Source organism: Sciscionella sediminilitoris (genome assembly GCF_000737195.2).
GTDB lineage: Bacteria > Actinomycetota > Actinomycetes > Mycobacteriales > Pseudonocardiaceae > Sciscionella > Sciscionella sediminilitoris.
In genome coordinates this window covers 65,958-92,726 of the sequence record NZ_JALM01000004.1, presented here as the reverse complement: position 1 = coordinate 92,726, position 26,769 = coordinate 65,958, and the positions used below count along the sequence as shown (strand labels likewise).

25 protein-coding genes are annotated in these 26,769 nt (G+C 69.6%); 14 read left to right on the top strand and 11 right to left on the bottom strand.

Annotated elements, in window-relative coordinates:
- Nucleotide 1: 1 nt before the first annotated feature.
- Nucleotides 2-1,273, bottom strand: coding sequence for an MFS transporter (locus AD72_RS01780; RefSeq protein WP_197284855.1), 1,272 nt, complete (start codon nucleotides 1,271-1,273; stop codon nucleotides 2-4).
- Between the two features lie 181 nt (nucleotides 1,274-1,454).
- On the opposite strand from AD72_RS01780, the gene AD72_RS01775 reads away from it, so the two are divergent.
- Both AD72_RS01775 and AD72_RS01770 read left to right on the top strand, forming a co-directional pair.
- On the top strand, nucleotides 1,455-3,161 hold the full coding sequence (locus tag AD72_RS01775) for an amidohydrolase (protein WP_031464566.1): 1,707 nt from the start codon (nucleotides 1,455-1,457) through the stop codon (nucleotides 3,159-3,161).
- 86 nt (nucleotides 3,162-3,247) lie between these two features.
- On the top strand, nucleotides 3,248-4,198 hold the full coding sequence (locus AD72_RS01770; protein WP_031464565.1) for a zinc-binding dehydrogenase: 951 nt from the start codon (nucleotides 3,248-3,250) through the stop codon (nucleotides 4,196-4,198).
- On the opposite strand, the gene AD72_RS01765 is transcribed toward AD72_RS01770, so the two are convergent.
- Genes AD72_RS01765 through AD72_RS01755 form a run of 3 tightly spaced genes read right to left on the bottom strand, consistent with a single transcriptional unit; the run spans nucleotide 4,195 to nucleotide 7,954 of the window.
- The gene (locus AD72_RS01765) at nucleotides 4,195-5,673 is read right to left on the bottom strand and encodes a GMC family oxidoreductase (RefSeq protein ID WP_031464564.1); all 1,479 of its coding nucleotides are present in this window, start codon (nucleotides 5,671-5,673) and stop codon (nucleotides 4,195-4,197) included. The genes AD72_RS01770 and AD72_RS01765 overlap by 4 nt on opposite strands.
- 19 nt (nucleotides 5,674-5,692) lie before the next feature.
- The gene (locus tag AD72_RS01760) at nucleotides 5,693-6,493 is read right to left on the bottom strand and encodes a MoaF C-terminal domain-containing protein (protein ID WP_031464563.1); all 801 of its coding nucleotides are present in this window, start codon (nucleotides 6,491-6,493) and stop codon (nucleotides 5,693-5,695) included.
- A 27-nt stretch (nucleotides 6,494-6,520) separates the two neighbouring features.
- Nucleotides 6,521-7,954 (bottom strand): aldehyde dehydrogenase family protein, encoded by a 1,434-nt coding sequence (locus AD72_RS01755; RefSeq protein WP_031464562.1) that lies wholly within the window; start codon nucleotides 7,952-7,954, stop codon nucleotides 6,521-6,523.
- A 203-nt stretch (nucleotides 7,955-8,157) separates the two neighbouring features.
- Between AD72_RS01755 and AD72_RS01750 the strand changes: the two genes are divergently transcribed.
- Nucleotides 8,158-8,838 carry a GntR family transcriptional regulator gene (locus tag AD72_RS01750; RefSeq protein ID WP_031464561.1) on the top strand — a complete coding sequence of 227 codons (681 nt, stop codon included), beginning with the start codon at nucleotides 8,158-8,160 and terminating at the stop codon, nucleotides 8,836-8,838.
- Between the two features lie 8 nt (nucleotides 8,839-8,846).
- On the opposite strand, the gene AD72_RS01745 is transcribed toward AD72_RS01750, so the two are convergent.
- Nucleotides 8,847-9,428 carry an SRPBCC family protein gene (locus tag AD72_RS01745; RefSeq protein WP_031464560.1) on the bottom strand — a complete coding sequence of 194 codons (582 nt, stop codon included), beginning with the start codon at nucleotides 9,426-9,428 and terminating at the stop codon, nucleotides 8,847-8,849.
- 161 nt (nucleotides 9,429-9,589) lie between these two features.
- Here AD72_RS01745 and AD72_RS01740 point away from each other — a divergent pair, with 161 nt between their 5' ends.
- From AD72_RS01740 to AD72_RS01695, 10 genes are all read left to right on the top strand, one after another.
- Nucleotides 9,590-10,582: an LLM class flavin-dependent oxidoreductase gene (locus AD72_RS01740; protein WP_031464559.1), complete on the top strand. Its 993-nt coding sequence runs from the start codon at nucleotides 9,590-9,592 to the stop codon at nucleotides 10,580-10,582.
- A 91-nt stretch (nucleotides 10,583-10,673) separates the two neighbouring features.
- Entirely contained in the window at nucleotides 10,674-10,919 is a 246-nt protein-coding gene (locus AD72_RS01735; protein ID WP_037344563.1) for a hypothetical protein, read from the top strand.
- Complete coding sequence (locus AD72_RS01730; RefSeq protein WP_031464558.1) at nucleotides 10,916-11,905, top strand: ABC transporter substrate-binding protein; 990 nt, start codon at nucleotides 10,916-10,918, stop codon at nucleotides 11,903-11,905. Before AD72_RS01735 ends, AD72_RS01730 begins: the two co-directional genes overlap by 4 nt.
- Before the next feature lie 44 nt (nucleotides 11,906-11,949).
- A complete protein-coding gene (locus tag AD72_RS01725) occupies nucleotides 11,950-12,729 on the top strand; it encodes an ABC transporter ATP-binding protein (RefSeq protein ID WP_231644705.1) in 780 nt (259 codons plus the stop codon).
- Nucleotides 12,726-13,550, top strand: a complete 825-nt coding sequence (locus tag AD72_RS01720; RefSeq protein WP_051897719.1) for an ABC transporter permease — start codon at nucleotides 12,726-12,728, stop codon at nucleotides 13,548-13,550. Before AD72_RS01725 ends, AD72_RS01720 begins: the two co-directional genes overlap by 4 nt.
- Nucleotides 13,547-14,311, top strand: a complete 765-nt coding sequence (locus AD72_RS01715; protein ID WP_031464555.1) for an ABC transporter permease — start codon at nucleotides 13,547-13,549, stop codon at nucleotides 14,309-14,311. Before AD72_RS01720 ends, AD72_RS01715 begins: the two co-directional genes overlap by 4 nt.
- A complete protein-coding gene (locus AD72_RS01710) occupies nucleotides 14,311-16,575 on the top strand; it encodes a xanthine dehydrogenase family protein molybdopterin-binding subunit (protein ID WP_031464554.1) in 2,265 nt (754 codons plus the stop codon). Before AD72_RS01715 ends, AD72_RS01710 begins: the two co-directional genes overlap by 1 nt.
- On the top strand, nucleotides 16,572-17,444 hold the full coding sequence (locus tag AD72_RS01705) for an FAD binding domain-containing protein (RefSeq protein ID WP_031464553.1): 873 nt from the start codon (nucleotides 16,572-16,574) through the stop codon (nucleotides 17,442-17,444). Before AD72_RS01710 ends, AD72_RS01705 begins: the two co-directional genes overlap by 4 nt.
- Nucleotides 17,441-17,929, top strand: a complete 489-nt coding sequence (locus AD72_RS01700) for a (2Fe-2S)-binding protein (protein ID WP_037344560.1) — start codon at nucleotides 17,441-17,443, stop codon at nucleotides 17,927-17,929. Before AD72_RS01705 ends, AD72_RS01700 begins: the two co-directional genes overlap by 4 nt.
- Complete coding sequence (locus AD72_RS01695; protein ID WP_031464551.1) at nucleotides 17,926-19,095, top strand: amidohydrolase family protein; 1,170 nt, start codon at nucleotides 17,926-17,928, stop codon at nucleotides 19,093-19,095. Before AD72_RS01700 ends, AD72_RS01695 begins: the two co-directional genes overlap by 4 nt.
- A gap of 18 nt (nucleotides 19,096-19,113) precedes the next feature.
- Here AD72_RS01695 and AD72_RS01690 read toward each other — a convergent pair whose 3' ends face one another.
- Together AD72_RS01690 and AD72_RS01685 are read right to left on the bottom strand one after the other, a co-directional pair.
- Nucleotides 19,114-20,160: a C40 family peptidase gene (locus AD72_RS01690; RefSeq protein WP_031464550.1), complete on the bottom strand. Its 1,047-nt coding sequence runs from the start codon at nucleotides 20,158-20,160 to the stop codon at nucleotides 19,114-19,116.
- 72 nt (nucleotides 20,161-20,232) lie between these two features.
- Nucleotides 20,233-21,300, bottom strand: a complete 1,068-nt coding sequence (locus AD72_RS01685; RefSeq protein ID WP_031464549.1) for a terpene synthase family protein — start codon at nucleotides 21,298-21,300, stop codon at nucleotides 20,233-20,235.
- A gap of 486 nt (nucleotides 21,301-21,786) precedes the next feature.
- Between AD72_RS01685 and AD72_RS01680 the strand changes: the two genes are divergently transcribed.
- Nucleotides 21,787-23,358 (top strand): protein kinase domain-containing protein, encoded by a 1,572-nt coding sequence (locus AD72_RS01680; protein ID WP_031464548.1) that lies wholly within the window; start codon nucleotides 21,787-21,789, stop codon nucleotides 23,356-23,358.
- A 15-nt stretch (nucleotides 23,359-23,373) separates the two neighbouring features.
- Here the strand turns inward: AD72_RS01680 and AD72_RS01675 are convergent, their stop codons facing one another.
- The 4 genes from AD72_RS01675 to narH are packed head-to-tail and all read right to left on the bottom strand — an operon-like array spanning nucleotide 23,374 to nucleotide 26,763.
- Nucleotides 23,374-23,886, bottom strand: a complete 513-nt coding sequence (locus AD72_RS01675) for a MarR family winged helix-turn-helix transcriptional regulator (protein ID WP_082468717.1) — start codon at nucleotides 23,884-23,886, stop codon at nucleotides 23,374-23,376.
- An 11-nt stretch (nucleotides 23,887-23,897) separates the two neighbouring features.
- Entirely contained in the window at nucleotides 23,898-24,614 is a 717-nt protein-coding gene (narI, locus tag AD72_RS01670; RefSeq protein ID WP_197284854.1) for a respiratory nitrate reductase subunit gamma, read from the bottom strand.
- Nucleotides 24,611-25,198 (bottom strand): nitrate reductase molybdenum cofactor assembly chaperone, encoded by a 588-nt coding sequence (narJ, locus tag AD72_RS01665; protein WP_031464545.1) that lies wholly within the window; start codon nucleotides 25,196-25,198, stop codon nucleotides 24,611-24,613. Before narJ ends, narI begins: the two co-directional genes overlap by 4 nt.
- 8 nt (nucleotides 25,199-25,206) lie before the next feature.
- Nucleotides 25,207-26,763: a nitrate reductase subunit beta gene (gene narH, locus AD72_RS01660; protein WP_031464544.1), complete on the bottom strand. Its 1,557-nt coding sequence runs from the start codon at nucleotides 26,761-26,763 to the stop codon at nucleotides 25,207-25,209.
- Nucleotides 26,764-26,769: the final 6 nt, after the last annotated feature.

The following is a 26,769-nucleotide window of genomic DNA, read 5'->3' as shown; positions in this document are numbered from 1 at the left end:
CTCAGCGCACCTTGCGGACCGGGAGGATGAGCAGTGCCCCGCACACCGCGAACACGGTGCTCGCGATGAACAGCGCGGTGAAGTTGCCCCCGCCGCCGATGGCCAGGAACGCCGGGCCGAGCGCGGGGACGACGGAGTTGGCGAGCGCGATCGCCACCTGGAACAGGCCCATGTCCTTGGCCTCGTCGTTGCCGCCCTCCGGAAGCACCCCGGTGAGCAGAGCGAGGTCGACGGAGGCGTAGGTCCCCATGCCGAGGCCGCCGATGAGCATGCCGATCAGCACCGCCGCAAGGGAATCGGTGAAGGCCAGCACCAGCACCCCGATCCCGAACACGACCGCCGAGCAGAGCACGAACGGTTTGTAGCGGCGCAACCGGTCGGCGAACACCCCGGAGATCAGGGCGCTGACCACGACGCCGCCGGTGTAGACGAGGTTGGCGAGGAATACGACCTGCGCGGCCTCGGCGGCGTCCAGGCCGAGCCGGTCGATGACCATCAGCGTCAGGAAGGTGGTCACCACATAGGCGCCCATGTAGACGAAGAGCCGGGAAATCCAGGCCCAGCCGAAATCGGGGTGTTTGCGCGGCGAGACCCAGATCGAGGTGATCCGGGATCGCTCGGGCGTCGCGGCCTGGGTGAGCACCGGATCGCGCAGCACCACCAGCAGCGGCACGGTGAGCAGCACCGCGAGGCAGGCGGGGATCAGGAACATCAGCACCGGATCGGTCGGGGTGAGCCGCACCAGGAAGGTGCCGAGCAGGATGGCGATGTAGATGCTGATCTGCACCAGCCCGGACATCCGCGCGCGCTGGCGCATCGGGACCTGGTCCACGAGCACCGCGGTGGTCGAGGCGAGCGCACCCGCGATGGCCAATTGCGCGACACACCAGGCGATCCCGGCGACCACGAGGTTCGGGGCGAGCCCGAGCAGCAGCACCGAGGGCACCGCGATCAGCAGTCCGCCGAGGATGAACGGGCGGCGCCTGCCGAACCGGGACCGGCAGCGGTCGCTGAGCCTGCCGAACAGCGGGTTGCCGATCAGCGCGCACACCCCGCCGACCGAGGCGATCACCGCGAGCCCGCCCGCGGGGTCCTGCGGGGCCAGTTGGCTGATCCGCAGCGAAAGGCTCACCGTTGCCGGGGTGAGCATGGCGGTGTACACCCCGAGGCTGGCCAGGGCGTAGATGATCGAGAACCCGAGCCCGCGTGCCTCCGGCTCCGGGGCGGTTTCCGGAATCCGCTGAACGCCTTGTTCCATCGCTTCGTCGCGCACTGTCGTCCTGCTTTCCAAGCCGTGCTCCTGGCCGGGCAATCGGAACGGTAGGCCCGCCGGGCCGCGGTGGTCTTGTCCGTGGCCGCACAGGGATTGCCCGTGGGCGCATCGGCTCTCGCGCGGGCCGGGCCGGTCTGCTGAGCTGGTCGTGCCCAGCACCCGGTGGAAGGAGCTTTCCGGCATGCCGCACGCAGATCTGGTCTTCCTCGGTGGCAGTGTCATCACCGTCGACGGTCGTGACCGCGTCACCGAGGCGCTCGCGGTCGTGGACGGCCGGATAGCCGCGGTCGGCACCGAGACCGAGGTGCGGGAACTGTGCGGGCCGAAGACCCGGATCGTGGAACTCGACGGGGGAGCGGTTCTGCCCGGGATCAACGATTCGCACCTGCACGCCTTCGGGGTCGGCCTGAACCGGCCACCGGTCGTGGTCGATGTCGGTTTTCCGCGGGTGCGTTCCATCGCCGAGGTGACCGCGGCCGTGCGGGAACGGGCGCGCGAACTGCCCGAGGGCACCTGGATCCGCGGAACCGGCTGGGATGCCGCGTTCCTCGCGGAGTGCCAGGCCGATCCGTCCCGGTCCCCGGACCGCGCCGATCTGGACGCGGCGACCACCGCGCATCCGGTGGTGCTCGAGGAAACCTACGGACACTCGTCCTGGCTCAACAGTGCGGCATTGCGGGCCGCCGGGATCGACGCCGACACGGTGGGGCCGCCGGGAAGCGAGGTGGTCAAGGATCCGGCGACCGGGCAACCCACCGGGCTGCTGCGCGAGTTCGGCGCCCAGGCCCTCGTGCACGCGCACCTGCCATCGGCCGACCGGGAACAGCGGCGTACCGCGCTGCGCACCACGCTGGACGTGCTCACCCCGCTCGGCATCACCAGTTTCACCGATCCCGCGCTCGGCCCCGGCGGGGACGGGCAGCTCGGCGGTGCCTTCCATCAGGAGGGGATCGAGGTGTACGCGGAGTTCGCACGCAGTGGTGAACTGCGTGCCAGGGTCAACGTGCTGCTGCTGTTCGGAGACCCGGACAAGGCCGCCACCGCGCGGGACATCGAGGACGGGCTGCGCGAATTCCGGCCCCCGCAAGGGATCGATCCCGCCCGCCTGCGTATCGCGGGGGTGAAGATCTTCGCCGACGGGATCCCGCCGAGCCGCACCGCGTGGATGACCGAACCCTACGAGTGCCACCCGGACGCGTACGGCTCACTCGTGGTCGGCGGGGACAGCGAGGCGGCGCGCGAGGCCGAACTCGCCGCCATGATCGCCGCCGCGCACGAGGCCGGGTACCAGGTCGGCACGCACGCCACCGGGGACCGTGCGGTGGACGCGGTGGTCGCTGCCTATGTCGCGGCCGCGCGCACCGGCGAACCCGATCCGCGGCACTACGTCATCCACGGAGATCTGCTCAGCCAGGAGACGATCGCGACCATGGCCCGCAACCGGATCGGGCTCAATCCCCAGCCCGCGATCCAGTCCGCGCTCGGCGAACTGCTCAGCGAGGTGATCGGCGAGGAACGCACGGCACGCCAGCACGCGATGCGCGGGGTGCTGGACGCCGGGGTGCCGCTCGCGTTCAGCTCCGATGCTCCGGTCACCGCGCCGGATTGGCGCGCCGGGATCGCCGCCGCCGTGCTGCGCGAGTCCAAGGCGAGCGGGAAGGTGATCGGTGCCGAGCACCGGATCGGGGTGCTCGAGGCGATCCGCTGCTACACCCTCGGCGGGGCCTGGCAGGACCACGCCGAAGACTGGAAAGGCTCGCTTGAGGTGGGCAAGGTGGCCGATCTGTGCGTGCTCGGCGCCGATCCGCTCGCGGTGGACCCGCACGAGCTGCCGGAGGTCCCGGTCCGGATGACGGTGCTCGACGGCGAGGTCGTCCACGAGGCCTGACCGCGCGAGAACCAGGACGGAATCCTCCGGTTGACCTCAAGTTATGTTGAGGTTGTAGCTTCGGGTCAGGTCGAGACCGGAGGAGGATGACCGTGAACGTCGTGGAGATTCGTGAGTTCGGCGGGCCGGAGGTGCTCGCGGCACGGGCAGTGCCCGATCCGGTCGTCGCGGACGGGCAGGTTCTGGTGCGGGTGGAGTTCGCCGAGGTGTTGTTCATCGACACCCAGCTGCGGGCCGGGTGGGGTCGGGATTTCTTCCCGATGCGGCCGCCGTGGGTTCCCGGAACCGGTGTGGCGGGCAGGATCCGGGCCGTCGGGGCGGGAGTGGACGCCGGTCGTATCGGGACGCGGGTCGTCGCGCGGACCGGCAATGCCGGAGCGTACGCCGAACTGGTGGCCGTCGACGCGCCGGAAGCGATCGACCTGCCCGAGGACCTCGACGGCGCCGTCGCCACGGCAGCGCTGCACGACGGGGTGCTCGCGCTGGACCGGTTGGAACGCGCACCGGTCGGCGCGGGCAGCCGGGTTCTCGTCACCGCCGCGGCGGGCAGCCTCGGTCACTGGCTGGTTCCGCTCGCCAAGGCCGCGGGTGCGCACGTGACCGGCGCGGCCGGTGGCCCGGACAAGCGGGATGCCGTCACCGCACTGGGTGCCGATCTCGCGGTCGACTACCGCCGCGCGGACTGGGCCGAGCTGGCCGGTGCCCCGTTCGATGTGGTCTTCGACGGAGCGGGCGGTGCGATCGGACGGACCGCCTTCGGGCTCACCCGGGACCGTGGGACCTTCCACGCCTACGGTGCGGCCGCCGGTGAGTTCGGTTCGACGGCTGCCGAACGCGGGATCACCGTCGTCGGCGTCGAAGCCGAGATCGCCGCCGACGCCGTACACCGTCACATCCGCACCGGCCTCGACCTGCTCACCCGCGGCCAGGTGCGTCCGGTGATCGGGCAACGCGTCCCGCTGGACCGTGCCGCCGATGCGCATGCCGCGATGGCCGAGCGGACCGTCATCGGTAAATCGGTACTGACGGTGCCCTAGCCGCCGGTGAGCAACGCGCCCGCCTGCTCGCCGATGAGCACCGCGGGCGCGTTCGTGTTCCCGCTCGGCACCCTCGGCATGACCGAGGCGTCGGCGACCGCGAGGCCCTCGACCCCGTGCACCCGCAGATCCGGGCCCACGACCGACATCGCGCCCCGGCCCATGGCGCAGGTGCCGACCTGGTGGTGATAGGTCACGGCGGTGCTGCGAACGTACTCGCGCACCGCGGCGCTCCCGGAGACCGCGGGACCGGGATACAGCTCACGGGCGCCCCATTCGGGGGCCATGGCGGCACCGATCTCCCGGCACTGGTGCACCGAGGTGGCGAGCACCTCCAGGTCCTCGGGTTCGGTCAGGGCACCGAGATCGATCAGCGGCCCGGCATCGGGTTCGGGGCCCGCGATGCGCACGCTTCCCCTGCTGCGCGGGGCGATCAGCCCGGCCATGAGGGAGAAACCGTGCTCCGGCCCGGTCATCCCGGGCAGATACATCGGCACACTGAAGTGAATGGGCTGCATGTCCGGCGCTTCGAGATCGGCGCGGCTCTTGGCGAACAGGTGCGTCTGGGTGACCGAGCGGCCCTGGCGCGGTGGGTCGACGCGGCGGCCTTCCGCGCCGAACAGCACCGGGCACAGCAGGTGATCGTGCAGGTTCTCGCCGACGCCCGGCAGATCCGCGAGCACCTCGACGCCGAGCGATCGCAGCCATCCTCCCGGACCGATCCCGCTGCGCTGCAGGATGCGCGGAGAGTCGAGCGCGCCCGCGGCGAGCACCACCAGATCCGCCTCGGCCTTCTCCACCCGCCCCTCGTGTTCGTAGTCCACGCCGGTGATCCGGTTTCCGTTGTGCCGCAGGCGATGCACCCGGGCACCGGAGTACGCGGTCAACCCGGGGCGGTCGAGCGCCGGTTCGGCGTAGGCCCGCCAGCTGGTGAGCCGCCTGCCCTCGCGCACGGTCACCTGTTGGACCGAGACGCCGTCCTGGGTTTCCCCGTTGTAGTCCGGGTTGTACGGGTGCCCGCAGCCGACCGCGGCCTCGATGATGGCCTCCTGCACCGGATGCAGCGGTACGTTCGGCACCACGTCGAGCATGCCGCCCTCGATGCCGCGGTAGATCTCCCGGACCCGTTCCCAGGACCACCGCTGGTCGGTCAGTGCCGCCCAGTGCCGGAAATCCGCGGGCGCCCCGCGCACCCAGATCATGGCGTTCAGCGCGTGCGAACCGCCCAACACCTTGCCCCGCGGAAGGTGCAGTTGCCGTCCGGCCGCCGCGGGCTGGGGGACCGTGCGGTAGTCCCAGTCGTGCGGACCGTGCCAGAGTTCCAGCATCCGCGCGGGATCGTGGATCGCCTCGCTGCCGTCGGCTCCGCCCGCCTCGAGGAGCAGCACCGTGCGTCCCGCGTCCACGAACCGGCGGGTCAGCACCGAACCCGCCGAGCCCGCTCCGATCACGATGACGTCCACACCCGCGGCCATGACTGCTCCTTCCGCGAACTCAGTCGCCGACCGTGTCCGGGTACACGGTCGTGCTCAGCAACCGGCCGTAGGCGCCGAAGGTGAAGTGCACGATCTGCTCGCCGTCCTCGTGCAGCCCGAACAGGGCCCCGTGCGAGCGGGCGCCTCCCGGGCCGAAGTTCCGGTGATCGGCGATGGTCACCGCGGCACACGGCACCACCTTCTCCCGCCAGGCGAACACGAAAATGCCCGGCCGGATCCGGTAATAGGTACAGGCATCGGTGTCGGCCAGCCCCTGTTCCGGCCCGGCGAGGCAGTGGAAGGTGTACCAGTGCTCGGTGAGATACACGTGCTCGTAGCGGTGGGTCGGGCTGTACTGCCACAGCATCCGCCTGCCGAGCAGTTCGGTGGTCGGTGCGGGACCGGACCCCGTCACGGTGCAGCCCTCGATGGTGCCGACGTCGAACTGCTGGGACACCACGGTCGGCCTGCCTTCCGGTTCACCGATCACGCTGAGCACGGCGAGCGCGTGCCCGCCGGTCAGGTCCAGCACCAGGGACACGGCCTGCCGCGGATCGTGGCGGTGCGGGAACTGCACGAAGTACAGCCCGGAATCGACCTCGAAGGCCTCGTACCGATCCGATCCGGTCTCCTCGCCGATCGCCCAGTCGACGGTGTCCGGACCGAACTCGTGCCGGATCGCGGTACCGCCCTCGAGGCGTACCGTGATCTTCCTGCCGTCCAGATCGCGGCTGTGCGGCGCGCGGTTGGCGGAGAATCCGGGCTCGAGGCCGTCGAGCGGCAGCCAGGTCTCGGTGTTCTCGATGTCAGCGGATGTCATGTGTTCTCCTTACGGTTCCCGGGAATTTCAGCCGTGGTGGATCCAGACGCCCTTCACCTCGGTGTAGGTGTCGAGCGCGTGACTGCCCATCTCCCGGCCCCAGCCGCTGGCCTTGAATCCGCCCCAGGGCGCGACCGGATCGGGGATCGGCGGCATGTTCACGAACACCGCTCCCGCGCGGATGTCCGCGGCGAGCCGGTGCGCGGCCCGAAGGTCCGAGGTCCACACCGCGGCGGCGAGGCCGTAGTCGGTGTCGTTGGCGCGATCGGCGAGTGCGGTGAGCTCGTCCTCCCCGTCGTAGCTGAGCACCGGAAGGACCGGGCCGAAGATCTCCTCGCGCGCGATGCTCATCCGGTCGGTCACCCCGGAGAACACGGTCGGCCGGTAGTAGTAGCCGCGTTCCCCGGCCCGTTCCCCGCCGGTGACCAGTTCCGCGCGTTCCTCGATCCCGGCCGCGACCATCTGCTCGACCTTGCCGAGGTGCGCGGCCGAGACGAGCGGGCCGAGCCCGGAATCCTCGCCGGGGCCCGCCGGAATCGCTCGCACCGCGGTGGCGAGCTTGTCCACGAACTCGTCGGTACGGGCCCGGTCCACGTAGAACCGCGAGTAGGCGGCGCAGACCTGGCCGCTGTTGAGCAGCGCGCCCTGGACATTGCCCGCGACGGCCGCGTCGATGTCGGCGTCGCGCGCGATGATGCTCGGTGCCTTGCCGCCGAGTTCGAGGGTGACCCGCTTCAGGTTCCCGGCGCTGCCCGCGACGATCTCCCGGCCGACCGCGGTGGAACCAGTGAACGAGATCTTGTCCACCCGCGGATGTTCGGCGAGCGCCCTGCCGATCTTGCCGTCCCCGGTGAGCAGATTGACCACGCCGGGCGGGAAACCGGCCCGTTCGGCGAGCTCGACCAGCCGCACCGAGGACAGCGGCGTCTGCTCGGCCGGTTTGAGGATCACCGTGTTGCCGGTGGCCAGTGCCGGGGCCAGTTTCCAGGAGGCGATCATCATCGGGAAGTTCCACGGGGTGATCAGCCCGCACACGCCGACCGGTTCGCGGCGGGTGTAGTGCAGCGTGTCCGGATAGGAGACCGGGAGCACCGAACCCTCGAGCTTGGTGACCCAGCCCGCGTAGTAGCGGAAGTGCTCGGCCGTGTTCGCCACGCTGACCTGACGGGCGATCTCCAGCGGCTGGCCCTGGTCGCGCGATTCGAGCCGGGCCAGTTCCTCGGCGTTCTCCTCGACCAGTTCGGCGAGGCGGAACAGCAGCCGCGCCCGCTCCGGTGCGGCGAGCCCGGCCCAGGCGGGTGCCCGCAGCGCGCGCCGGGCAGCGTCCACCGCGGCGTCCACATCGGCACCGTCCGCGCAGGCCACCTCGGTGATCGGGTCCTCGGTGGCCGGATCCACGGTCGCGAACGGCTCCCCGTGACCGGGTACCCATGCACCGTCGATGTACAGCGATGTCGTCATCGCACGCTCCCGTGAGTCTCCGTGGCCCGTCGAGGTCGCCGCCGAGTCTGCGTGGTTCCCGCCCGGTGCGTCTTGGCTACCAGGGAATACCGATTGACTGGGAGAGAATGCTCAAAACCTCGTACACCGACACCGGCGATATCGGATAAACTATCCAGCAACCACCCGTCCACCGAGCGTTATGAGCAGATCCGTCAGGGGCCATGGGCAAGCAGACCGCGCACAGCAGGAGTGAGACGGCTTTCGTCCGGCCGAAGACCGCGCAGCAGGCGGTTTTCGAGGCGTTGCGGCACGAGATCACCACGGGGGAGCGGCCGCCGGGCAGCGTGATCGTGCAGGACGCGGTCGCGGAGAAATTCGACGTCAGCCGGATCCCGATCCGTGAGGCGCTCAAACGGCTCGAGGCCGAGGAGTACGTCAGTTATGCCCCGCACATGGGCTACCGGGTCACCAAGCTGACCCTGGACGAGCTCGCCGAGGTCTTCCACCTGCGCGATGTCCTGGAGGCCGAGCTCATCCGGGACGCGATGCCCAAGGTCACCGAGGAGGACATCGCCCAGATGCGCGAGGCGATGGCCGAGATGGACGAGGCCGCGAAGGAATCCGACCTGATCGCGCTCGGTGTGGCCAACCGCCGGTTCCACGAGCTCACCTTCGCGCGCAGTTCGATGGAACGCGCCAAGCGGATCGTCGCGCAGCTGTGGAACACCGCCGATGCCTACCGCCCGCTGTACGCGGAGCTGATGGACATGTCGAAGGTGAACACCGAGCACGTGCTGATCACCGAGGCGATGGCGGAACGGGACACCGACCGGGTCATCGCGCTCAACCACGAACACCGCAAGCGCTCCATCGATCACATCCGCGAGGCGCTCGCCGAATAGGCCCGGCCTCAGCCGTTCAGCGCCCGGCCCAGCGCCAGGCCGAAGACGAGCCCGGCGAGCGCGAGCAGCCCGGTCCTGGCGAGCTCCGGACGCGGCAGTGTGCGCCGCCCGCACGGTGCCGGTTGTGCGGCCGCCGGTTCGTTCTCGCCGCGCAGCAGCGCGTCCAGCCGGGCGACGAACTGCTTCACGATCCGGCCGCTGACCTGGCTGATCACCCCACTGCCGAACTGCGCGATGCGCCCGCCGAGCTCGAGTTCGGTCGTGACGCGCACATCCGTGGTGCCCGCCGCCCCGGCCCGGGCGTGCATGGTGATCGTGACCTCGGCGCTGCCCTGACCGGTGCCGTCCTTGGCGGAGCCGCGTACCACGAGCAGGTGCCGCTGATCGTCCTGTTCGAGCACCGTGGCCGCACCGGCGAGGCCCAGCTTCACCGGGCCCACCTTCACCTCGACCCGTCCGCGGTACCGCGCGCCGTCCTGTTCCTCGATGCTCGCCCCCGGGAGACAGGACGCCACGGCGGGCACATCGGTCAGCACGGACCACGCCGCGGCGAGCTCCGCCGCTACCGAGAACTCGTTGACCAGTTCCATTCGGCCTCCTTCGCCCTGGTGGACGCCGGTTCGCCGGGGTTCGCGGCAAATTCGGCGCAGAAAACCCTGGTATTGGATTTCGGATACAAGATACAGTATCTGCCAACTTCAGTGTCGAAGAGTGATGCGCCACCGCGGTGACGCAGGAAGGCAGCCGGAACATGCTGAGCAAGGGTGTCGGGTTGTTCCCGACCGAGCCGGTCGGCGCGATGCGCGACTACGTCCATCTGGCCGAGTCACTCGGCTACGACAACGTCTGGATCGGCGATTCGCAGAACATCTGGCGGGAATCGAGCACCGTGCTCGGGGCGGCGGCCGTGGGCACCGAACGCATCGTGTTCGGCACCGGGGTCACCAATGCCGTGACCCGGCATCCCTCCGTGCTGGCCTCCTCCTGGGCCACGCTCGCGGAATACACCGGAAACCGCGTGGTGCTCGGGATCGGCACCGGGGATTCCTCGCTGCGCACCATGGGACTCAAACCGCAGAAGCTCGCCGAACTCGAGGCCTCGATCGGTGAACTGCGCGAGCTGTTCGCGCGGAACACGGTCACCGAACCGGACAGCGGGGCCGGGTACCACCTGAACTATCTGTCCGAGCCCGCCCGGATCCCGGTCTACATCGCGGCTTCCGCGCCCAAGATCCTGAAACTCTCCGGGCGGATCGCCGACGGGGTGATCGTGCTCGTGGGCACCGCCCCGGAGTTCATCGAGGGCGCGCTGCGCACCATCGAGGAGGGGGCCAAGGAAAGCGGGCGCACCTTGGCGGATCTGCGCATCGTGCTGTGGACCCCCACCGCGATCGACACCGACCGGACGCGGGCCAGGGATCTGGTGCGCGCGCACGTGTCCCGGGTGTGCATCCGCCCGCTCCCGGCGCCCATCGATCCGGAGCTCGAAGCGGAGGTGAACCGGATCCGCGAGTCCTACGACTACTACCACCACATGGACACCGAGGCCGCGCACGCCGATCTGGTCCCCGACGAGCTGGTCGACCTGTTCGCACTGGCCGGTACTCCCGAGGAATGCCTGAAACGGTTGCGGGACATCGAATCCCTCGGTGTGGACCAGGTCTCGATCGTGCCGTTCGTCCGGCCGGGGGAAAGCAGGGCGGGCACCATCAGGACCTTCGCCGGACTCGTCGACCAGCTGTGAACGGGTGCGCGAAGGCGCCGATCGAGCGAGCATCTCGACGGACGGTGAGTGAGGAGCGGAGCGAGTGAGAAGCCGAGCAGGTGACACAGCCATGCGGGAGACAGGTTTTCCTGCCCCGGGCAGTGCGGCCCCGGGCGCCCCGCCCGCGCTGCACCGCCCGGTGACCGAGGCGGACGGGAGCACCGCGCCGGTGACGGCGGCCCCGGCAACAGCTCCCGCGGGCGAGGTTTCCGCACCCGCCCCGAACCCGATGCGGCTCGCCGTCGTACTCGGCAGCGTCGCGCTCGGGCTCGAACTGTCCCGGTTCTTCCGGGTGCGGCGATCGGATGCGTCATGACCAGGACCGCGCGTTCGATCCGGGTACTGCTCGGTGCCCTCGTGCTGCTGCTGGCCGCGACCGGGTGCGTCAACGAGGCGGACGGTCCGGGCGGGCACAGTGGCGGCAACCGGCTCAACATCTCCGCGACCGGAACCGACAGCCTGCCGTTCATGGCGATCCTGCAGGTCGGTATCGACAACGGCTGGTTCGCCAAGGAGGGCCTCGATGTCAGTCTCTATTCCGGGGGCGGCGGCGGGAACACGCTGCGGGTGCTGACCACCGGGGACGCGGATCTGGCGATCGCGGGCAACACCTCGGTGGTGCTCGCCTCCCGGCAGCACAGTGCGAACCTCACCGTGGTCGCGCCGTGGTTCCAGCTCAACGATTTCCACTGGATCGCCCCGCGCGGGCAGCATCCGCCGAAGCCGACGCTCGGTTACAGCTCCGGCGGCTCCTCGACCGAACTGCTCGTGCGCGGGCTGCAGCGCAAGCTGCACGTGGACACCCAGGCGGTCGGCGGGATGGGCGACAACTGGACGGCCGCACGCGCGGGCAAGATCACCGCCGGCTGGTCGATGCAGCCGTTCACCACCGAGAAAATCCAGCAGGGTGCCCAGATTCTGGTCAATGCCCGCAAAGTACTCGGTGACCTGCCCGCGGATCTCGTCGCGGTGAACAACGACTACGCGAAACAGAAACCGGAGAACCTGCGCGCGTTCTTCCGCGTGGTGCGCAGACTCGACGACTTCGTCGTGCACGACACGGCGGCCGCGGCGAAGGCGCTCGCCCCGTTGACCGGGGTGTCCGTGCCGACCATGACGCGGGCCCTGAACGACACCCCGGACCTGGCGAAGGGGTACTCGCTCCGGGTGGACCCGGAGGGCCTGCGCCGGCTCTCGGATCTGATGGTCTCCGGCGGTCTCATCGAGCACCCCGTGGACTGGCGGACCACCCTCGACCAGCGCTACCTGCCAGCCGAGCTGCGGACCTCGGCGTTCGGCTGACCTGTTCCCGGATCGGAGACATGATGAAACCAAGCGGTATCGAGATGTCCGAGGTGTCCGTCCGGTTCGACACACCGGATGGCGCGGTGCACGCGGTCGAATCGGTGACCGAGCACGTGCCCGACGGCAGTTTCGTCTCGGTGGTCGGACCGAGCGGCTGCGGGAAATCCACCCTGCTCGCCGTGATTTCCGGGCTGCAGCGGCCGAGTTCGGGCGAGGTGGCCATCGGCGGGAAGACGGTCACCGGGCCGGACCCCTCGATCGGCGTGGTGTTCCAGGAGGACTCCACACTGCCCTGGCGCACCGTCGAGGACAACGTCCGGTTCGCCATGCAGTGCAACGGGGTCGACAAGCGCGAACAGCGCAGGCGGGCCCGCGAGGCGATCGAGCTCGTCGGCCTCGGCGGGTTCGAGAACGCTTACCCCACAACGCTTTCCGGCGGGATGCGGCAGCGGGTGGCGTTGGCCAGGACACTGGCGGTCGAGCCCGAGGTGGTGCTGATGGACGAGCCGTTCGCCGCGCTCGACCAGCAGACCAGGATCTTCCTCGGCGCGGAGGTACGGCGGATCTGGGAGCGCACCGGGCAGACCGTCGTGTTCGTGACCCACGACCTCTCCGAGGCGATCCTGCTCTCCCAGCAGGTGTGGGTGATGTCCTACCGGCCCGGCCGGATCCTCGAGGTCGTCGAGGTCGACCTGCCCGCACAGCGCGACCCGGCCATCGTGTCCAGCCACGAGTTCAACGAACTGCACAACCGGATCTGGTCGGTGCTGCAGGCCGAATCGATGCGCGGGTTCCAGCAACAGGAAGCCGCGCGGTCATGACACTGCGGCTTACCGAACGAGCGGAAACCGTTGCGCGGCAACCGGTGCGGCGGCGCCGACGGCTGGGCAAGGGGGCCACGAGCGCGGTGGCGACCGTGGTGCTGATCGTTGTGCTCGGGCTGATCTTCCAGGTCTGTTCCGCGCTCGGCCTGTGGAGCGAGGCGGATGTGCCCGCCCCGTCCACGGTGCTCGCCGAGTTCGGGCGGCTGCTCGGCACCGGCGAGTTCTGGGGCGATCTCGGGCGAACCGCGCTCGAAGTGCTGCTGTCCATCGTGTTCGGCTGCACGCTCGGGCTGTTCGCCGGGGTGCTGTTCTGGAAACTGCCGAGGGTCGGGCGGGCGTTCGAGCCCTATCTGGTCTCGTTCTACGCGGTGCCGCTGGTGCTGTTCTACCCGGTGATGATCGTGCTCGTGGGGATCAACGCGAGCTCGGTGGTCATCCTGGCCTCGGTGATGGCGATGATCCCGATGGCGCTGAACACCACGGTCGGGCTGAACGGGATCCCGCCGGTGTACCTGAAACTCGCCCGTTCGGTCGGGGCGGGGCCACGGCGCACCCTGTTCTCGATCGCGCTGCCCGCGGCCGGTCCCTTCGTGATCGCCGGACTGCGGATGGGCGTGGTGTACTCGCTGATCGGCGCCATCGCGATGGAGTTCACCACCGCACAGGCCGGGCTCGGCTACCGGATCCGCTATCTGTACGAGACCTTCGAGAGCGAGCAGATGTTCGGTTACATCTTCGCGGTGCTCGTCCTGTCCTGCGCGATCACACTGTCCCTGCAGGGCGTGGAGCGGGTGCTGGCCACGGGAGGCCGCCGATGACCGCTCATGCACCGAGCCGGGGCAGGACGCCGAAACGGTTGCTGGACAACCAGTTCGTGGGCGGGCTCGCCCTGTTCGTCGTGGTGGTCCTCGCCTGGCAGCTGTGTTCGAGCCTGACCTTCGTGATCCCCGCCCCGGTCCGCACCCTCGAGGTGCTCGGCACGAATCTCACCGATGCCTCGTACATCTTCGACCTCCGGGTGACCGCGCAGTCGGTGTTCCAGGCGTTCCTGATCGGTACCCTGCTCGGCGGGCTGATCGGGCTCGGGCTCGGTCTTTCCGAATGGGCGCGGCTGTGGTTCGAACCGCTGCTGGTGATCCTGAACGGGATCCCGAAGATCGTGCTGTATCCGGTGCTGCTCCCGCTGTTCGGCCTCATCGGGGCGAAGGTCGCGATGGGCGTGCTGTTCGCGCTGTTCCCGGTGCTGATCAACGTGTCGACCGGGGTGCGCGAAATGCCGCGGGTGTACTGGAAACTGGCCTCTGCGGTGCAGGCGAACCCCTGGCAGAAGCTGATCTACGTGATCCTGCCGGCGATCCGGCGACCGCTGCTGGCCGGGATCCGGCTCGCGGTGAGCCTTTCGGTGGTCGGCGTGGTGCTCTCCGAGTTCTTCGCGACCCGCAGGGGACTCGGCCGGGTCGTGCTGCAGTCCTACAACCACGGCGACTATCCGGTCATGGTGGCCACCGTGGTGCTGCTCATCGCGGTCGCCTTCGTGATCTCGATCCTGTTGTGGCGCTGGGAAAAGAGGCTGCGCTGATGGCACGTGTCGAAGACGGGACGCTGCTCGCCGGGCAGGGCCGGTTCGCCGCGGACGCGGCCGAGGGCGCGCACCAGGCGGTGTTCGTGCGCTCGACCGAACCGCACGCCGACATTCTCGGCATCGACACCGCCGCGGCCCGCGCCATGCCGGGGGTGCTCGGCGTGTACACGGCGGCGGATCTCGGCCTGGACGGGGCGCGGCTTCCGGTGCTGACCACGCCCAACCCGGCCTTCGCGGAGGCGACCGGTTTCCGGATGGCCGAGCAGCGGATTCCCCTGCTGGCCACCGAACGCGTGCACTACGTCGGCCAGCCGATCGCGGTGCTGATCGCCACCGACCGGTACCGCGCGGAGGACGCGGCCGAGGCGGTCACCGTGTCCTACCGGGGCCGCGCACCGGTCACCGAAGCGGCCACCGCGCTCGATGCCGAACCGCTCTACGAGCACCTGGCGGACAACGAGGCTGCACGCATCGGATACTCCTTCGGCGACCCGGAGAGCGCGTTCGCGAGCGCCTACCGGGTGGTGTCCGGGGAGTACCGGATCGGGCGCCACGGCGCGGTGCCACTGGAAACCCGCGGTGTGGTGGCCCGCCCGGACCGCAGGCTGGGGCGGGTGGACCTGACCACCTCCACCCAGATACCGCATCTGGTGCGCAATGCCGTCCGCACCGTCACCGGCTGGGCCGAGCACGAGATCGTGGTGCGGGTCCCCGATGTGGGCGGTGGTTTCGGCACGAAGGCGAACGTCTACGCGGAAGAGATCGTGCTCGCCGTACTGGCCAGGCAGACCGGTTTCGACCTCGCCTGGATTGAGGACCGCCAGGAGCATCTGCTCGCCGCCGCACAGGGCCGCGACCAGGTGCACCGCACCCGGCTCGCGGTGGACGAGCTGGGCCGGATCCTCGCCTTCGGTGATGAGTTCCTGGTCGACGTCGGCGCGGGAAGCCTGTGGGTGGCCGGAATCGTGGCGAACACCGCGGTGCACGCGCTCGGCCCGTACCGGATCCCCGCGATGCGGATGTCCGGGCGCGCGGTACTGACCACGAAGACGATCGTCGCGCAGTACCGGGGCGCCGGACGACCCGAAGCGGCCTTCGCGCTGGAACGGACCCTGGACGCGGCGGCCGCCGAACTCGGTATCGGGACCGCGCGGATCCGCGAGGTCAACCTGCTCACCGAGGCGGATCTGCCCTATCCGCGCCCGATTCCGTACCGGGACGGGGAACCGATCGTCTACGACGGCCGGAACTACCGCGCCTGCCTCGACAAGGTGCGCGAACTACTCCCGGAGACCGAACGCGAACGGCTGAGCGCGGAGCATCCCGGTTCCCTGCTCGGCTATGGGCTCGGCTGCTATCTCGAGGCCACCGCGCGCGGACCGTACGAGACCGCGCGGCTGCGGGTACTCGACGACGGCGCGGTGGAACTGTCCACCGGGGCCGCGGCCGCCGGACAGGGGCATGCCACCGTGTTCGGCAGGGTCGCGGCGACGGCGCTCGGCATCCCGGAGGACCGGGTGCGTTACCGGCCCACCGATACCGAACGGCTGCCCGACGGCATCGGCACCTTCGCCAGCCGTTCGGCGGTGGTCGCCGGATCCGCGGTGCACAACGGCGCACTGCGGTTGCTCGAGCGCGCCCGCGCACTCGCAGAGGTGGTGCTCGGCGGTCCTGCCGAATACGCGGGCGGGGTTTTCCGCCGCGGGGAAACCGAGATCGGCCTCGGCGGGCTCGCCGCACACACCCGAAGTGATCCGACGGCGCTGGACGTGACCGAGACCTACCGGCCGCGGACCGTGACCTGGACGATGGGTGTGCACGCGGCGATCGTGGCCGTGGACCGGCGCAGCGGAATGCTCAGCGTGCTGCGGTACGCGGTCGCCCACGAAGGCGGCAACGAGCTCGACCCGGAGATCGTGCGCGGCCAGATCCTCGGCGGTGTGGCACAGGGGATCGGCGGCAGCCTGTTCGAGGAGTACGGTTACGCGCCCTCGGGCCAGCCACTGTCCACCACCTTCGCCGCCTACCATCTCCCGCTGAGCACCGATGTGCCGAACGTCGCGGTCGCGCACCTGTACGTGGACACCCCGGAGAATCCCATCGGGGCCCGCGGTGCGGGGGAGAGCGGCACGATCGCGGCCTACCCGGCGATCGCCGCCGCGGTGGACGACGCGTTGGACGGCCGGATCCACTGCGCAGCGACACCGCTGGATCCCGGACCGATCCACGCTGCGCTGCAGAAGGTGACGGTGCTCGCGTGAAACCCGCGGAATTCACCTACCACCGCCCGGAATCCATCGGCGAGGCACTGCACGGGCTCGCCACCCTCCCGGACGCGAAACCCTTGGCGGGCGGGCAATCCCTGCTCACGCTGATGAATCTGCGGCTGGCCCGCCCGGCCACGGTGCTCGACATCGGCCGGTTCGCCGAACTGGCCCGGGTCTTCGACGACACCGAGGCGCTCGTGCTCGGCGCGCTGGTGCGGCATCGCACGTGCGAGACCGATCCGCTCATCGCCGCGCGGGCGCCCTTGCTGCACGCCGCCGCCGGGCACATCGGGCACCTCGGCATCCGGAATCAGGGCACCATCGGTGGTTCGCTCGCCCACGCCGATCCCGCGGCCGAACTGCCGCTGGCCGCGGTCACCCTCGGCGCGACCGTGCACGTGGAATCCGCGGCGCGCGGTAAACGAGCACTGCCCGCCGAGGAACTGTTCGTCTCCTTCTACGCGAACTCCCTTGAGCCGGATGAGCTGGTCACCTGGATCACGGTGCCCGCGATCCGGTCCGGGCAGGGCTGGGGATTCGTGGAATACGCTCGCCAGCACGGGGATTACGCGCTCGCGGGTGCCGGGGTGCTGCTGAGCCTGGATGCGCACGGGCGGATCGCCGGGCTGCGCATCGGGCTGCTCAACGCGGCCGACCGGCCACTGCTCTTCGATGAGCGCGAGGGAACCGCTCCGGTACTCGGCGAGCTTCCCGGACCGCGGTTGTGGGAAAGCCTCGGCAGGCGGTTCGCGGCCCGTGCCGAACCCTCGCATCCGGACACCGAATACGTGAAAGCCTTGTGCGCCAACGCGATCAGCGAAGCAGCGGAAGCGGCGACCGAACGGGCGGGGGAGAACGCATGACCGACATCCCGATCGAGGTGACGGTGAACGGTGCCCGGTTCCGCCGCACCGTGGCGGGCAGGCTCAGCCTCGCCGATTTTCTGCGTGAGGAACTGCGGCTCACCGGTACCCACCTCGGCTGCGAACACGGTGTGTGCGGGGCCTGTTCGGTGCTCGTCGACGGTCGCAGTGTGCGCGCCTGTCTGATGCTCGCCGCGCAGGCGGACGGCAGGGAGGTCACCACGGTCGAGGGGCTCGGGGAACAAGCGCGCCCGCTGCGCGAATGCCTGGCCCGCAGACACGGTCTGCAGTGCGGGTTCTGCACACCCGGGTTCCTCATCACGGCAACGGAACTGTTGCAGGACAACGAATCCGGGAAGCCGCTGACCGAGGAAGGCGTGCGCGAGGCCATCTCCGGCAACATCTGCCGGTGCACCGGTTACCAGGGAATCGTGGAAGCGGTACTCGAGGTGGGCAACGAGACGGAAACGAGGGACGACACATGACCGTACTGCTGATCGAGGACATCGGGGTGTTGGTGCCGGGAAGCCCTGGCCGGTCACCGATCAGGGACACCACGCTGCTGATCGAGGACGGGATCGTCGCCGGAATCGGCACCGATCACCCCAGTCCCGACCGGGTGCTCTCGGCAGGCGGGCTCGATGTCATCCCCGGCCTCGTGGACGGGCACGTGCACCCGACCTTCGGGGAGTGGACCCCGGCGCAGAACAGCACCGGCTGGATCCACAACTACCTGCACGGCGGCACGACATCCATGGTGTCCGCGGGAGAACTGCACATCCCGGGGCTGGATTTCACCGCCCTGACCCCGGAACTGGTGCTCTCCATCGCGATCACCTCGAAGCACACCACCGGCCGGGCGCGCCCCTCCGGGGTGAAGGTCGACGCCGGAACCCTGTTGCTCGTGCCGGGAATGACCGAGGAACACTTCGACCGGGCCGCGGCCGAGGGCATCGACCAGGCCAAGTTCATCTTCTACGACTGGAACCGGCTGCTCGATGGCGAAGCCGTGCGCTACCGGGAATGGGCGCGGGAACGGGGAATCACCGTCAAGCTGCACTCCGGAGGGGTCTCCCGTTCCGGATCGAGCCGGGTGGCCGGGTTCGAGATCGCCGAAACGGTGCGCCCCGACGTCATCGGGCACATCTCCGGTGGCCCGATTCCCGCACCGGATGAGGACATCCTCCGCATGGCGCGCGAACTCCCGGATGTCGCCCTCGAGGTGTGCAGCTCGATGAACCACCGGGCCACCAAGCTGGTGGTGACCGAGCTCATCGGACAGGGCGCGGCCGACCGGCTCACCCTCGGCACCGACACCCCGGGCGGAACCGGGGTGATCCCGCGCGGGATGCTGCGCAACGTCTGTTTCCTCGCCTCGCTGTGCGGACTCGATCCGGTCGCCGCGGTCGCCTCGGCCACCGGGGTGACCGCGCGGGCACACGGGCTCGATACCGGGGTGCTCGAACCCGGCGCACCGGCCGATCTGCTCGTGCTCGGCCCGATCACCGGTTCGACCGGCGAGGATGTGCTCGAATGCTTCGAGCTCGGTGATCTTCCCGGGATCGCGGCGGTGTTCGTGGACGGCGCGCCGCTGGTCACCCCGCGCAGCGAGCAGACCCCGCCGCCGAAGCGCGGTGTGCGGTGGCGCTGAGCCCGGCTGGTGGTGCGGCTAGCTGGTGAAGCGGCGCACCGAGTGCACGTCCCCGATGCTGCGGTAGTCGGCGACCTTCACGTTCTGTCCCTCGGTCGGGGCGTGCACGACCTTGCCGCCGCCGATGTAGATCCCGTCGTGGCTGGCGGAACTGTAGTAGAACACCACATCCCCGGGGCGCATCTCGCTTTCCGAGACGGCACGGCCGAATCCGACCTGGGACTGGGTCCCCGCGGGTACCGACACGCCCGCTTGGCGGTAGGCCCACGCCACGAGCCCGGAGCAGTCGAAGGTGGACGGTCCCTTCGCACCGAACACATAGGGGGATCCCTGCTTGCCCAGTGCCGCGTTCACCGCCGCGATCGCCGCACCGGATCCGGCCAGCGGTCCGACATCGCTGTCCGGGCCCGCGTATTCGGCGCGCTGGGCCGAGCTGAGCGAGTCGTACTGGCTGCGGACCTTGGCGATCTCGGCGTCCATGGCCTTCTTCCGGGCGACCAGCTGGGCACGCTGTTTCCCGGCCTCGGTGACCGCCTTCGCGGCCCGGTCCCGTGCGGCGCTCGCCTGTCGTTGCCCGTTCTCGGCGGCCGAGGTCGCCGCGGAGAACGAGTCGAGCGCGGACTTCTTGTCATCGGCGAGGACGTTCAGCGCGGAGGCCCGGTCCAGCAGGGCACGGGGTGTCTCGCTGGTCATCAGCACGGAAACATTGCTCAGCGGGGTGCCCTCGTAGGCCGAGGCGGAGAGCCGGTCGACCTTGCCGCGCAGCGCCTCCTGACGTTGCCGTGCTTGGGCGACCGTGTGCTCGGCCGCCGCGGTGTCCGCCTTGGCCCGGCGCAGCTCGTCCTGGTGCGCCGCGTAGTTCTCCTTGGCCTGCTTGACCTCTTCGGTGACCACCTCGGCACGCTTGGCGAGCTCGCGCAGCTTGCCCGCCGCGTCACCCGGTTGCTGTGGGTCGGCGCTCGCGGAGGTCCCGGCGACCAGGGTCGTGGACAGCACTGTCGTGGCCAGCAGAACCGCGTGACCGGTCCGCCGCCGCGCCGCCGAGCGCTTTTCCTTCGCCGCCATGCACATCACTCCGTGGGCTACCGGGGTTTATAGGCTCTCTACTAATTGCCTTAGTAGAGCTGGCGGCACAGCCTAGCAAGCGGGTTCGGCCGGGCACCGCTCGGTCTCCCACCACCCGGCGAGGGCGGGGATTCCGATCGGCCTTCCGGTCGAGGCGGCGGGCGTATCACGCAGCGGGGCGGTGATGGCGGGCACGGATCCGGCGTAGCGGGCGGAACCGAGGGTCCAGTCCTGGGCGGCGCGGATGAAGGTGGCCAGGTCGCGCAGATACCGGCGCAGCCGCGGGCTCGCCTCGTGGTCGAGTTCGTCGCGGAGTTCCAGGAATCGGGTGAGCACCTCGTTGCGCTGGCCGATGGTCTCGGCGATCGCCTGTTCGAGTGGAACCCGCGCGTGCTGCGCCGTCACCGTGGGGGCATTGAGGACTCGGCCGGTGTTCTCCCTGGCCAGCGAATAGAGATCGTTGTCCCAGCAGATGACGAACGAGGCCATCTCGGTGGCGGTGCGCACCTGCGGATGGCTGCGTTCGCGCGCGGCCAGTTCGTAGCCGTTGCCGATCTCCAGCAGTGGATAGATGGGACTGGTCGCGCCGTTGTACAGCCGCATCAGGACGTAGTCGTCGAGTTCGGGCACGGTTTCGCTCCTGCGGTGCTGGGCTTCCCAGACGACGGCGAGGCAGTATTCGCGCAGCGCGTCCACCCAGCGGGCGACCTGCTCGGGGCTGCCGGTCCGGTCCAGCCGCCTGCGGAGATCGCGCAGCGTCGCGGCGAGCGGATCGGTGCGCAGGATCGGTGTCTCGGGGGCCTGGGCCGCCCGCAACAGCCGGGAAAGCATTCCGGCGAGCTCACCGGGACGTCTCGAGGTCACGCCCTGCTCGCACCAGTTGTCGTCGACCGTGAACAACCACAGGACGAAGTCCGCGAGGATCTCCAGGACCGGTTCGGCGCCTCCGGGAAGGATGCGTGCGGCGAACCCGCCGAGGTCCTGGCGTACCAGGTGCGAACGGTGTTCGGGTTCGCCGAGGTCCCATTCCCCGGCCCAGCGGGCGGTGTGGGCGTTCACGCGTTCGGCCGCCGGGTGAATGGCGGGCGGGATCGGCGTGTGGATCGCGGGGAATGCGTGCATCACGGTCCTTCGGGTCATGGCGGTTCGCACGCGCGGGCGGTTCGGCGCGGTTCCTGTACGGTGGCCGGTCCTCGATGCTCTGGGCAACGCGCTGTTCCGCGACACGGAACAGGAATGGCTCCGGGGCGGTCGGGGACTTCCGCAGAAGATTCTTTGCAGAGGTTCTTGTGCAGAGGTTTCTTTGCAAAGATGATTCTGCAGAAAGGTCTCCGCGATCGGCCTCCGCCGCCCGGCGGTTCGGTATCGCACCCGCTCCGGTTGCGGCATACTGTCGGCGCGGATGTCATGGGAGATGGGTTCGGCCGCTGTGCTGGGCAAGCGATGGTGACGAACGCCGGTGAGGAGGCATCGTGAGCGAGCTTGCGAGCGAACCGGAAAACACAGCAGCCGTGCGAGCGATGGTGACGAGCGTCAGCGAGGAGACATCGTGAGCGAGCTTGCGAGCGAACCAGGAAACACAGCAGCCGTGCGAGCGATGGTGACGAGCGTCAGCGAGGAGACATCGTGAGCGAGACGGAATGGCTCGGCGAGCGCTACCGGCTCGGCGAGGTGATCGGGCGTGGTGGCACATCCGAGGTGCGGCATGCCCAGGACACTCGGCTCGATCGGGAAGTCGCGATCAAGCTGTTGCGCCAGGACCTGATCCACGACGAAACGTTGCGTTCCCGATTCCGCCGCCGTGCCGAGCATGTGGCCGTCCTGACCCATCCGGCGATCGTGGCCTGCTATGACGCGGGGGAGACCGGTGCGGCCGAGAACGAGAGCACGGCCGGGGAGACGAGCGCGGGCGGGGAAGCTAGCGCGGCTAGGGAAGCGAGCGCGACTGGGGACGAGGGTACGGCCGAGGGCACCCTCCCGTACCTGGTGCTCGAGTACGTCGACGGCCGCACGCTGCGCCGGGTTCTCGCGACCGATGGGCCGCTGCCACGACGGCGGGCGCTCGAGATCGTCGCCGATGTCTGTGTGGCGCTGCAGTTCGCGCATCGGAACGGCCTCGGGCACGGCGCGCTGAGCCCCGCGAAGGTGATGCTCGACAAGCACGGAGCGGTGAAGGTACTCGACTTCGCCACGGTGTCGGGCGCCGGCGATGCGGATGTGAGCGAGGACGTGTACGCCGCGGGCGCCCTGCTGTTCGAGCTGCTGGTCGGGGTGCCGCCGGAGGCGGGTGGTCCGCCGACGAGCTGGCATCGCCTGCTCGGCCCGCGGCTGGACGCGATCGTGCGCACCGCGCTGGCGGGCAATCCGGACGAGCGGTACCAGTCGGCGTCGGTGCTGCGCTCGGCACTGATGGAGGTGCTGGCCGAGACCCCGCTGCCCGATCCGGCACGGCGCGGGTCCGGGGCGCGCCCGGGGCGTGAACTGGTGGTGGTGTCCGCGCGGCGCAGGAAACCGATCCTGCTCGGGCTGCTCGGTGTGGTCGTGCTCGTCGGTGTGGTCTGGCTTGCGGGCACGGTGTTCGGTTCGTCCGGGCAGGAGCGGGTCACGCTGCCGAAGCTGGACGGCAAGCGGCAGCCCGCGGTCACCGAACAGCTGCGGCAACTGGGGCTGGTCCCGCGCCGGCGGCAGGTGCCCTGTCAGCCCGGCGCCGATGGGGCGCCGGCTCCGTGCGAGACCGGTCAGGTCGGCACGGTGCTGCGCACGGATCCTCGGCCGGGGGCCACGCTCGGTCCGGACAGTCCCGTCACGGTCTATGTCGGGGCGCCCGCCCAGCGGGTGGCGGTTCCCTCCGACCTGAACGGGCAGACCCCCGAGGCGGCCAGCAGCGAGCTGAACCGGCTCGGGTTGCGGGCGGTCACGGCTCCGGACCGCACCCCGGTCAGTGATCCATCGCTGATCGACCGGGTGGTGCGGGCCGACCCGGGCGCGGCGGCGAGCCTCGACAAGGGTTCCACGGTCACGTTGACGATCGGGGCCGCCCCGCCACCGCCGAGCAACACGCCGCCGCCCGGCGATGAGAAACGCGGGGAGAACGGTGAAGGCACCTATGTCTGCACCCCGGACAAGCTTTCCTTCGCCGCGTGCAATCCGGACACCCTCGGCCAGATCGAGCACTATCCGACCTACGACTCCGGATAACGGGCGGTGCCGCGGTCACAGCGGCAGTGGGCTGTTTCCGGTGACCGGACCCGGTCGGCCGGTGCCGGTCATACCACGCACGATGCGGGTCAGGTCTGCCCGATCGGCCGGGTCGAGGTGATTGAGCATCGTGGCGAGCTGGGCCTGCCGGCGGGCCAGAACGGCGGCCACCAGCTCGCGGGCCGCCGGGGTCGTGCCGAGTGTGACGATGGACCGGTTGGTGCGGTCCCCGCCGCGGACGATGAGTCCCTTGGCGGCCAGCTGATCGGCGAGCCGTGTGATGGACGGCGCGGACATCCCGAGGGTGCCCGCCACTTGCGAGGACGTCGTCTTGCCGAGCGAGTCCAGGGTCAGCAGCAGCCGGAACTGGGGCACGGTGAGACGGCCGTCGAGCGCCTCGAGGCTGTCGAGTACCACCCCGACAAGGGTTCGGGTGAGTTGTTCGAGCGCGGCGATGTCCTCGTGCTCGGAGTGCTCCGCGTGTTCGGTGTACCCCTCGTGTTCCGAATGCCCAGACGATCCGCCCATACCCTCCGAGTCTACCGCCAGCGACGGTGCGCGGCCTGGTTCGTCAGGCGGGCGGCATCGCGTGAGCGGTAGACGATGTAGGGCCGGAACAGGTAGTGCACGGGTGCGGAAAGCGCGTGCACCAGGCGGGAGAACGGCCAGAGGATGAACAGTGCCATGCCGAGGAGCGTGTGCAGCTGATAGTCGAGCGGGACATGGCTCATCAGCTCCGGCGCGGGAGTGAGGGTGAACAGATCGCGGAACCAGGGCGCGACGGTCTGCCGGTAGTCGTAGCCGCCGCGGAACCCGTTGTCGATGATCGTGGTCATGGTGCCGAGCAGCAGCGCGAACCCGAGCAGGACGTAGGTGGCGATGTCGTTGCGGGTGGTCGCTTTCCGGACCGCCGGGGTGCGGATGCGGCGCCACATCAGCATTCCGAGCCCGCTGAGCGCGGCGAGACCCGCGATGCTGCCCATCCCGATCGAGACGATCACGTAGTTGGCCTCGGTGACACCGATGGCGCGGGTGAACCATTCCGGGATGAGCAGGCCGAGGATGTGCCCGCCGATCACGAACAGCAGTCCGAAGTGGAACAGCGGGCTGGCGAGGCGCAGCAGCCGCGCCTCGTGCAGCTGGCTGGACCGGGTCGTCCAGCCGAAGCGGTCGTAGCGGTAGCGCCAGATCAGGCCGCCGAGGAACACGACAAGGGTGAGGTAGGGCAGCACTCCCCAGAGCAGCAGCGTGATCACAGCGCGGCTCCCGGGCGGATCGGGTAGGCGGTGAGCCCGACCTGTTCGACCGGAGGTGGTTCGGGGAGTCTCCCGGATGTGGCGGGGAGAAGTTCCAGGACGGCGGCCAGTACCTCGGTGTACGGGGTGCCGAACCGGCCGAGGTTGGCGTGCAGCAGTTCGAGTGCCGGGCGGAATTCGGTGAGCAGCCCGGCTTTGCGCGCATCGGTGCGGGCACTGAATTCCAGGACGGCGGGCAGGTAGTCGGGGAGTTCGCCCTGTGCCGGTTCGAATCCGTGTGCCCGGTAGCGGCCGGCGAGCTCGGCGAGTGCCGCACCGCGGTTCCTGGTGTCCCCGTGCACGAACCAGGTCAGGTACAGGCCGCGGCGTGGGCTGGTGTCGAAGACCTCGAGATAGTGCTGTCCGGCGTGCGGATCGGCGCGGATGTGTTGCAGTACCGCCTGAATCCGCTCGGCCGGTGCCCAGGGACCGACGGTGTCCAGGCAGCGGCCGAGGATGTCGGCGTGCTCGTAGAGCCGCTGGTCCGGATAGTGCAGGCACCAGGCGGCGGTCTGGAAGGCGATGGCTTTCGCGGGTACGGACAAGGCCGGTCCTAACGTGGGGGCAGGGTGGGGAACAGTCCGGCGGGACGTTCACCGGGCTTCCAGCTGGCGAGGTCCACATCGGACACGGGCGCCATACCCGGTCCGCCTTCGGTGTCGAGGCTGCAGGTCGTGGCGATGGCTTCGAGATCGTGCGCCTGGCCGGCTCCGGCGGACGGGATCACGTAGCGCTCCTCGTACGGTGCGAGGGCGAGTAGCCGGTGCAGCGCACGGATCCGGTCCTCCCCGTAGCCGAGTTCGCGCAGCGGCTCGGTGTCCGGAGTCTCGCCGAGATTCACCGAACGCATGTGGCCGCGCATCGCAGCCAGGGTGCGGAGGCTGCGCCGTACGGGGTCCGGGTCCCCCGCGGTGAACAGTTCGGCGAGGTATTCCACCGGGATGCGCAGCGCGTCGATGGCCCCGAACAGATTCCCGGTGTGCTCACCGTCGAATCCGGTTTCGGCGACTGCGTCGGTGACCGGGGACAGCGGCGGAATGTACCAGACCATCGGCAGGGTGCGGTATTCCGGATGCAGCGGCAGCGCGACCCGGTGCTCGGCGATCAGCGCGTAGACGGGGGAGTGCTGTGCCGCGGTGATCCAGTCGGCGGGAATGCCCGCTTCCCCGGCTGCCTGGACGACTTCCGGATCTTTCGGGTCCAGCAACACCTCGAGCTGGGCCGGATAGAGCCCTTGCGGGTCGGGGACGCTGGCCGCCTCGGTGATCCGTTCCGCGTCGTAGAGCACGACACCGATGTAGCGCAGCCTGCCGACACAGGTCTCCGAGCAGATCGTCGGCTGTCCGGCCTCGATCCGCGGATAGCAGAAGGTGCACTTCTCCGCTTTCCCGGTCTGGTGGTTGAAGTAGATCTTCTTGTACGGGCAGCCGCTGACGCACATCCGCCAGCCACGGCAGCGTTGCTGGTCCACGAGCACGATGCCGTCCTCGATGCGTTTGTACAACGCACCCGAGGGACAGGAGGCCACACAGGACGGATTGAGGCAGTGCTCGCAGATGCGTGGCAGGTAGAACATGAACGCCTGCTCGAACTCGAACGCGATCCGGCTGCCCACCTGTTCGCGCAGTTTCCCGATCACCGGATCCAGATGCCCGTTTTCCGGGGCGCCACCGAGATCGTCGTCCCAGTTCGGCCCGGCCTGGACGGACATCGGTGCGCCGGTCACGCTGGAGCGTGGGGCGGCGGTGGGCGAGTCCTCGCCCAGCGGCGCGGTGGTGAGCATCGAATAGTCGTAGGTCCAGGGCTGGTAGTAGTCGTCGAGTGCGGGCAGATCGGGATTGGCGAACAGATTCGCCAGTTTGCGCAGCCGCCCGCCCGATGCCGGGCGCAGCCGCCCGCGCCGGTCCAGCCGCCAGCCACCGCGCCACCGTCGCTGATCCTCGTACCGGCGCGGATATCCCTGCCCCGGCCGGGTTTCCACGTTGTTGAACCACACGTACTCGGTGCCCGCCCGGTTGGTCCAGGTCTGTTTGCAGGTGACCGAGCAGGTGTGGCAGCCGATGCACTTGTCCAGGTTCATCACCATCGCCAGTTGTGCCATGGGTTTCATCGGCGC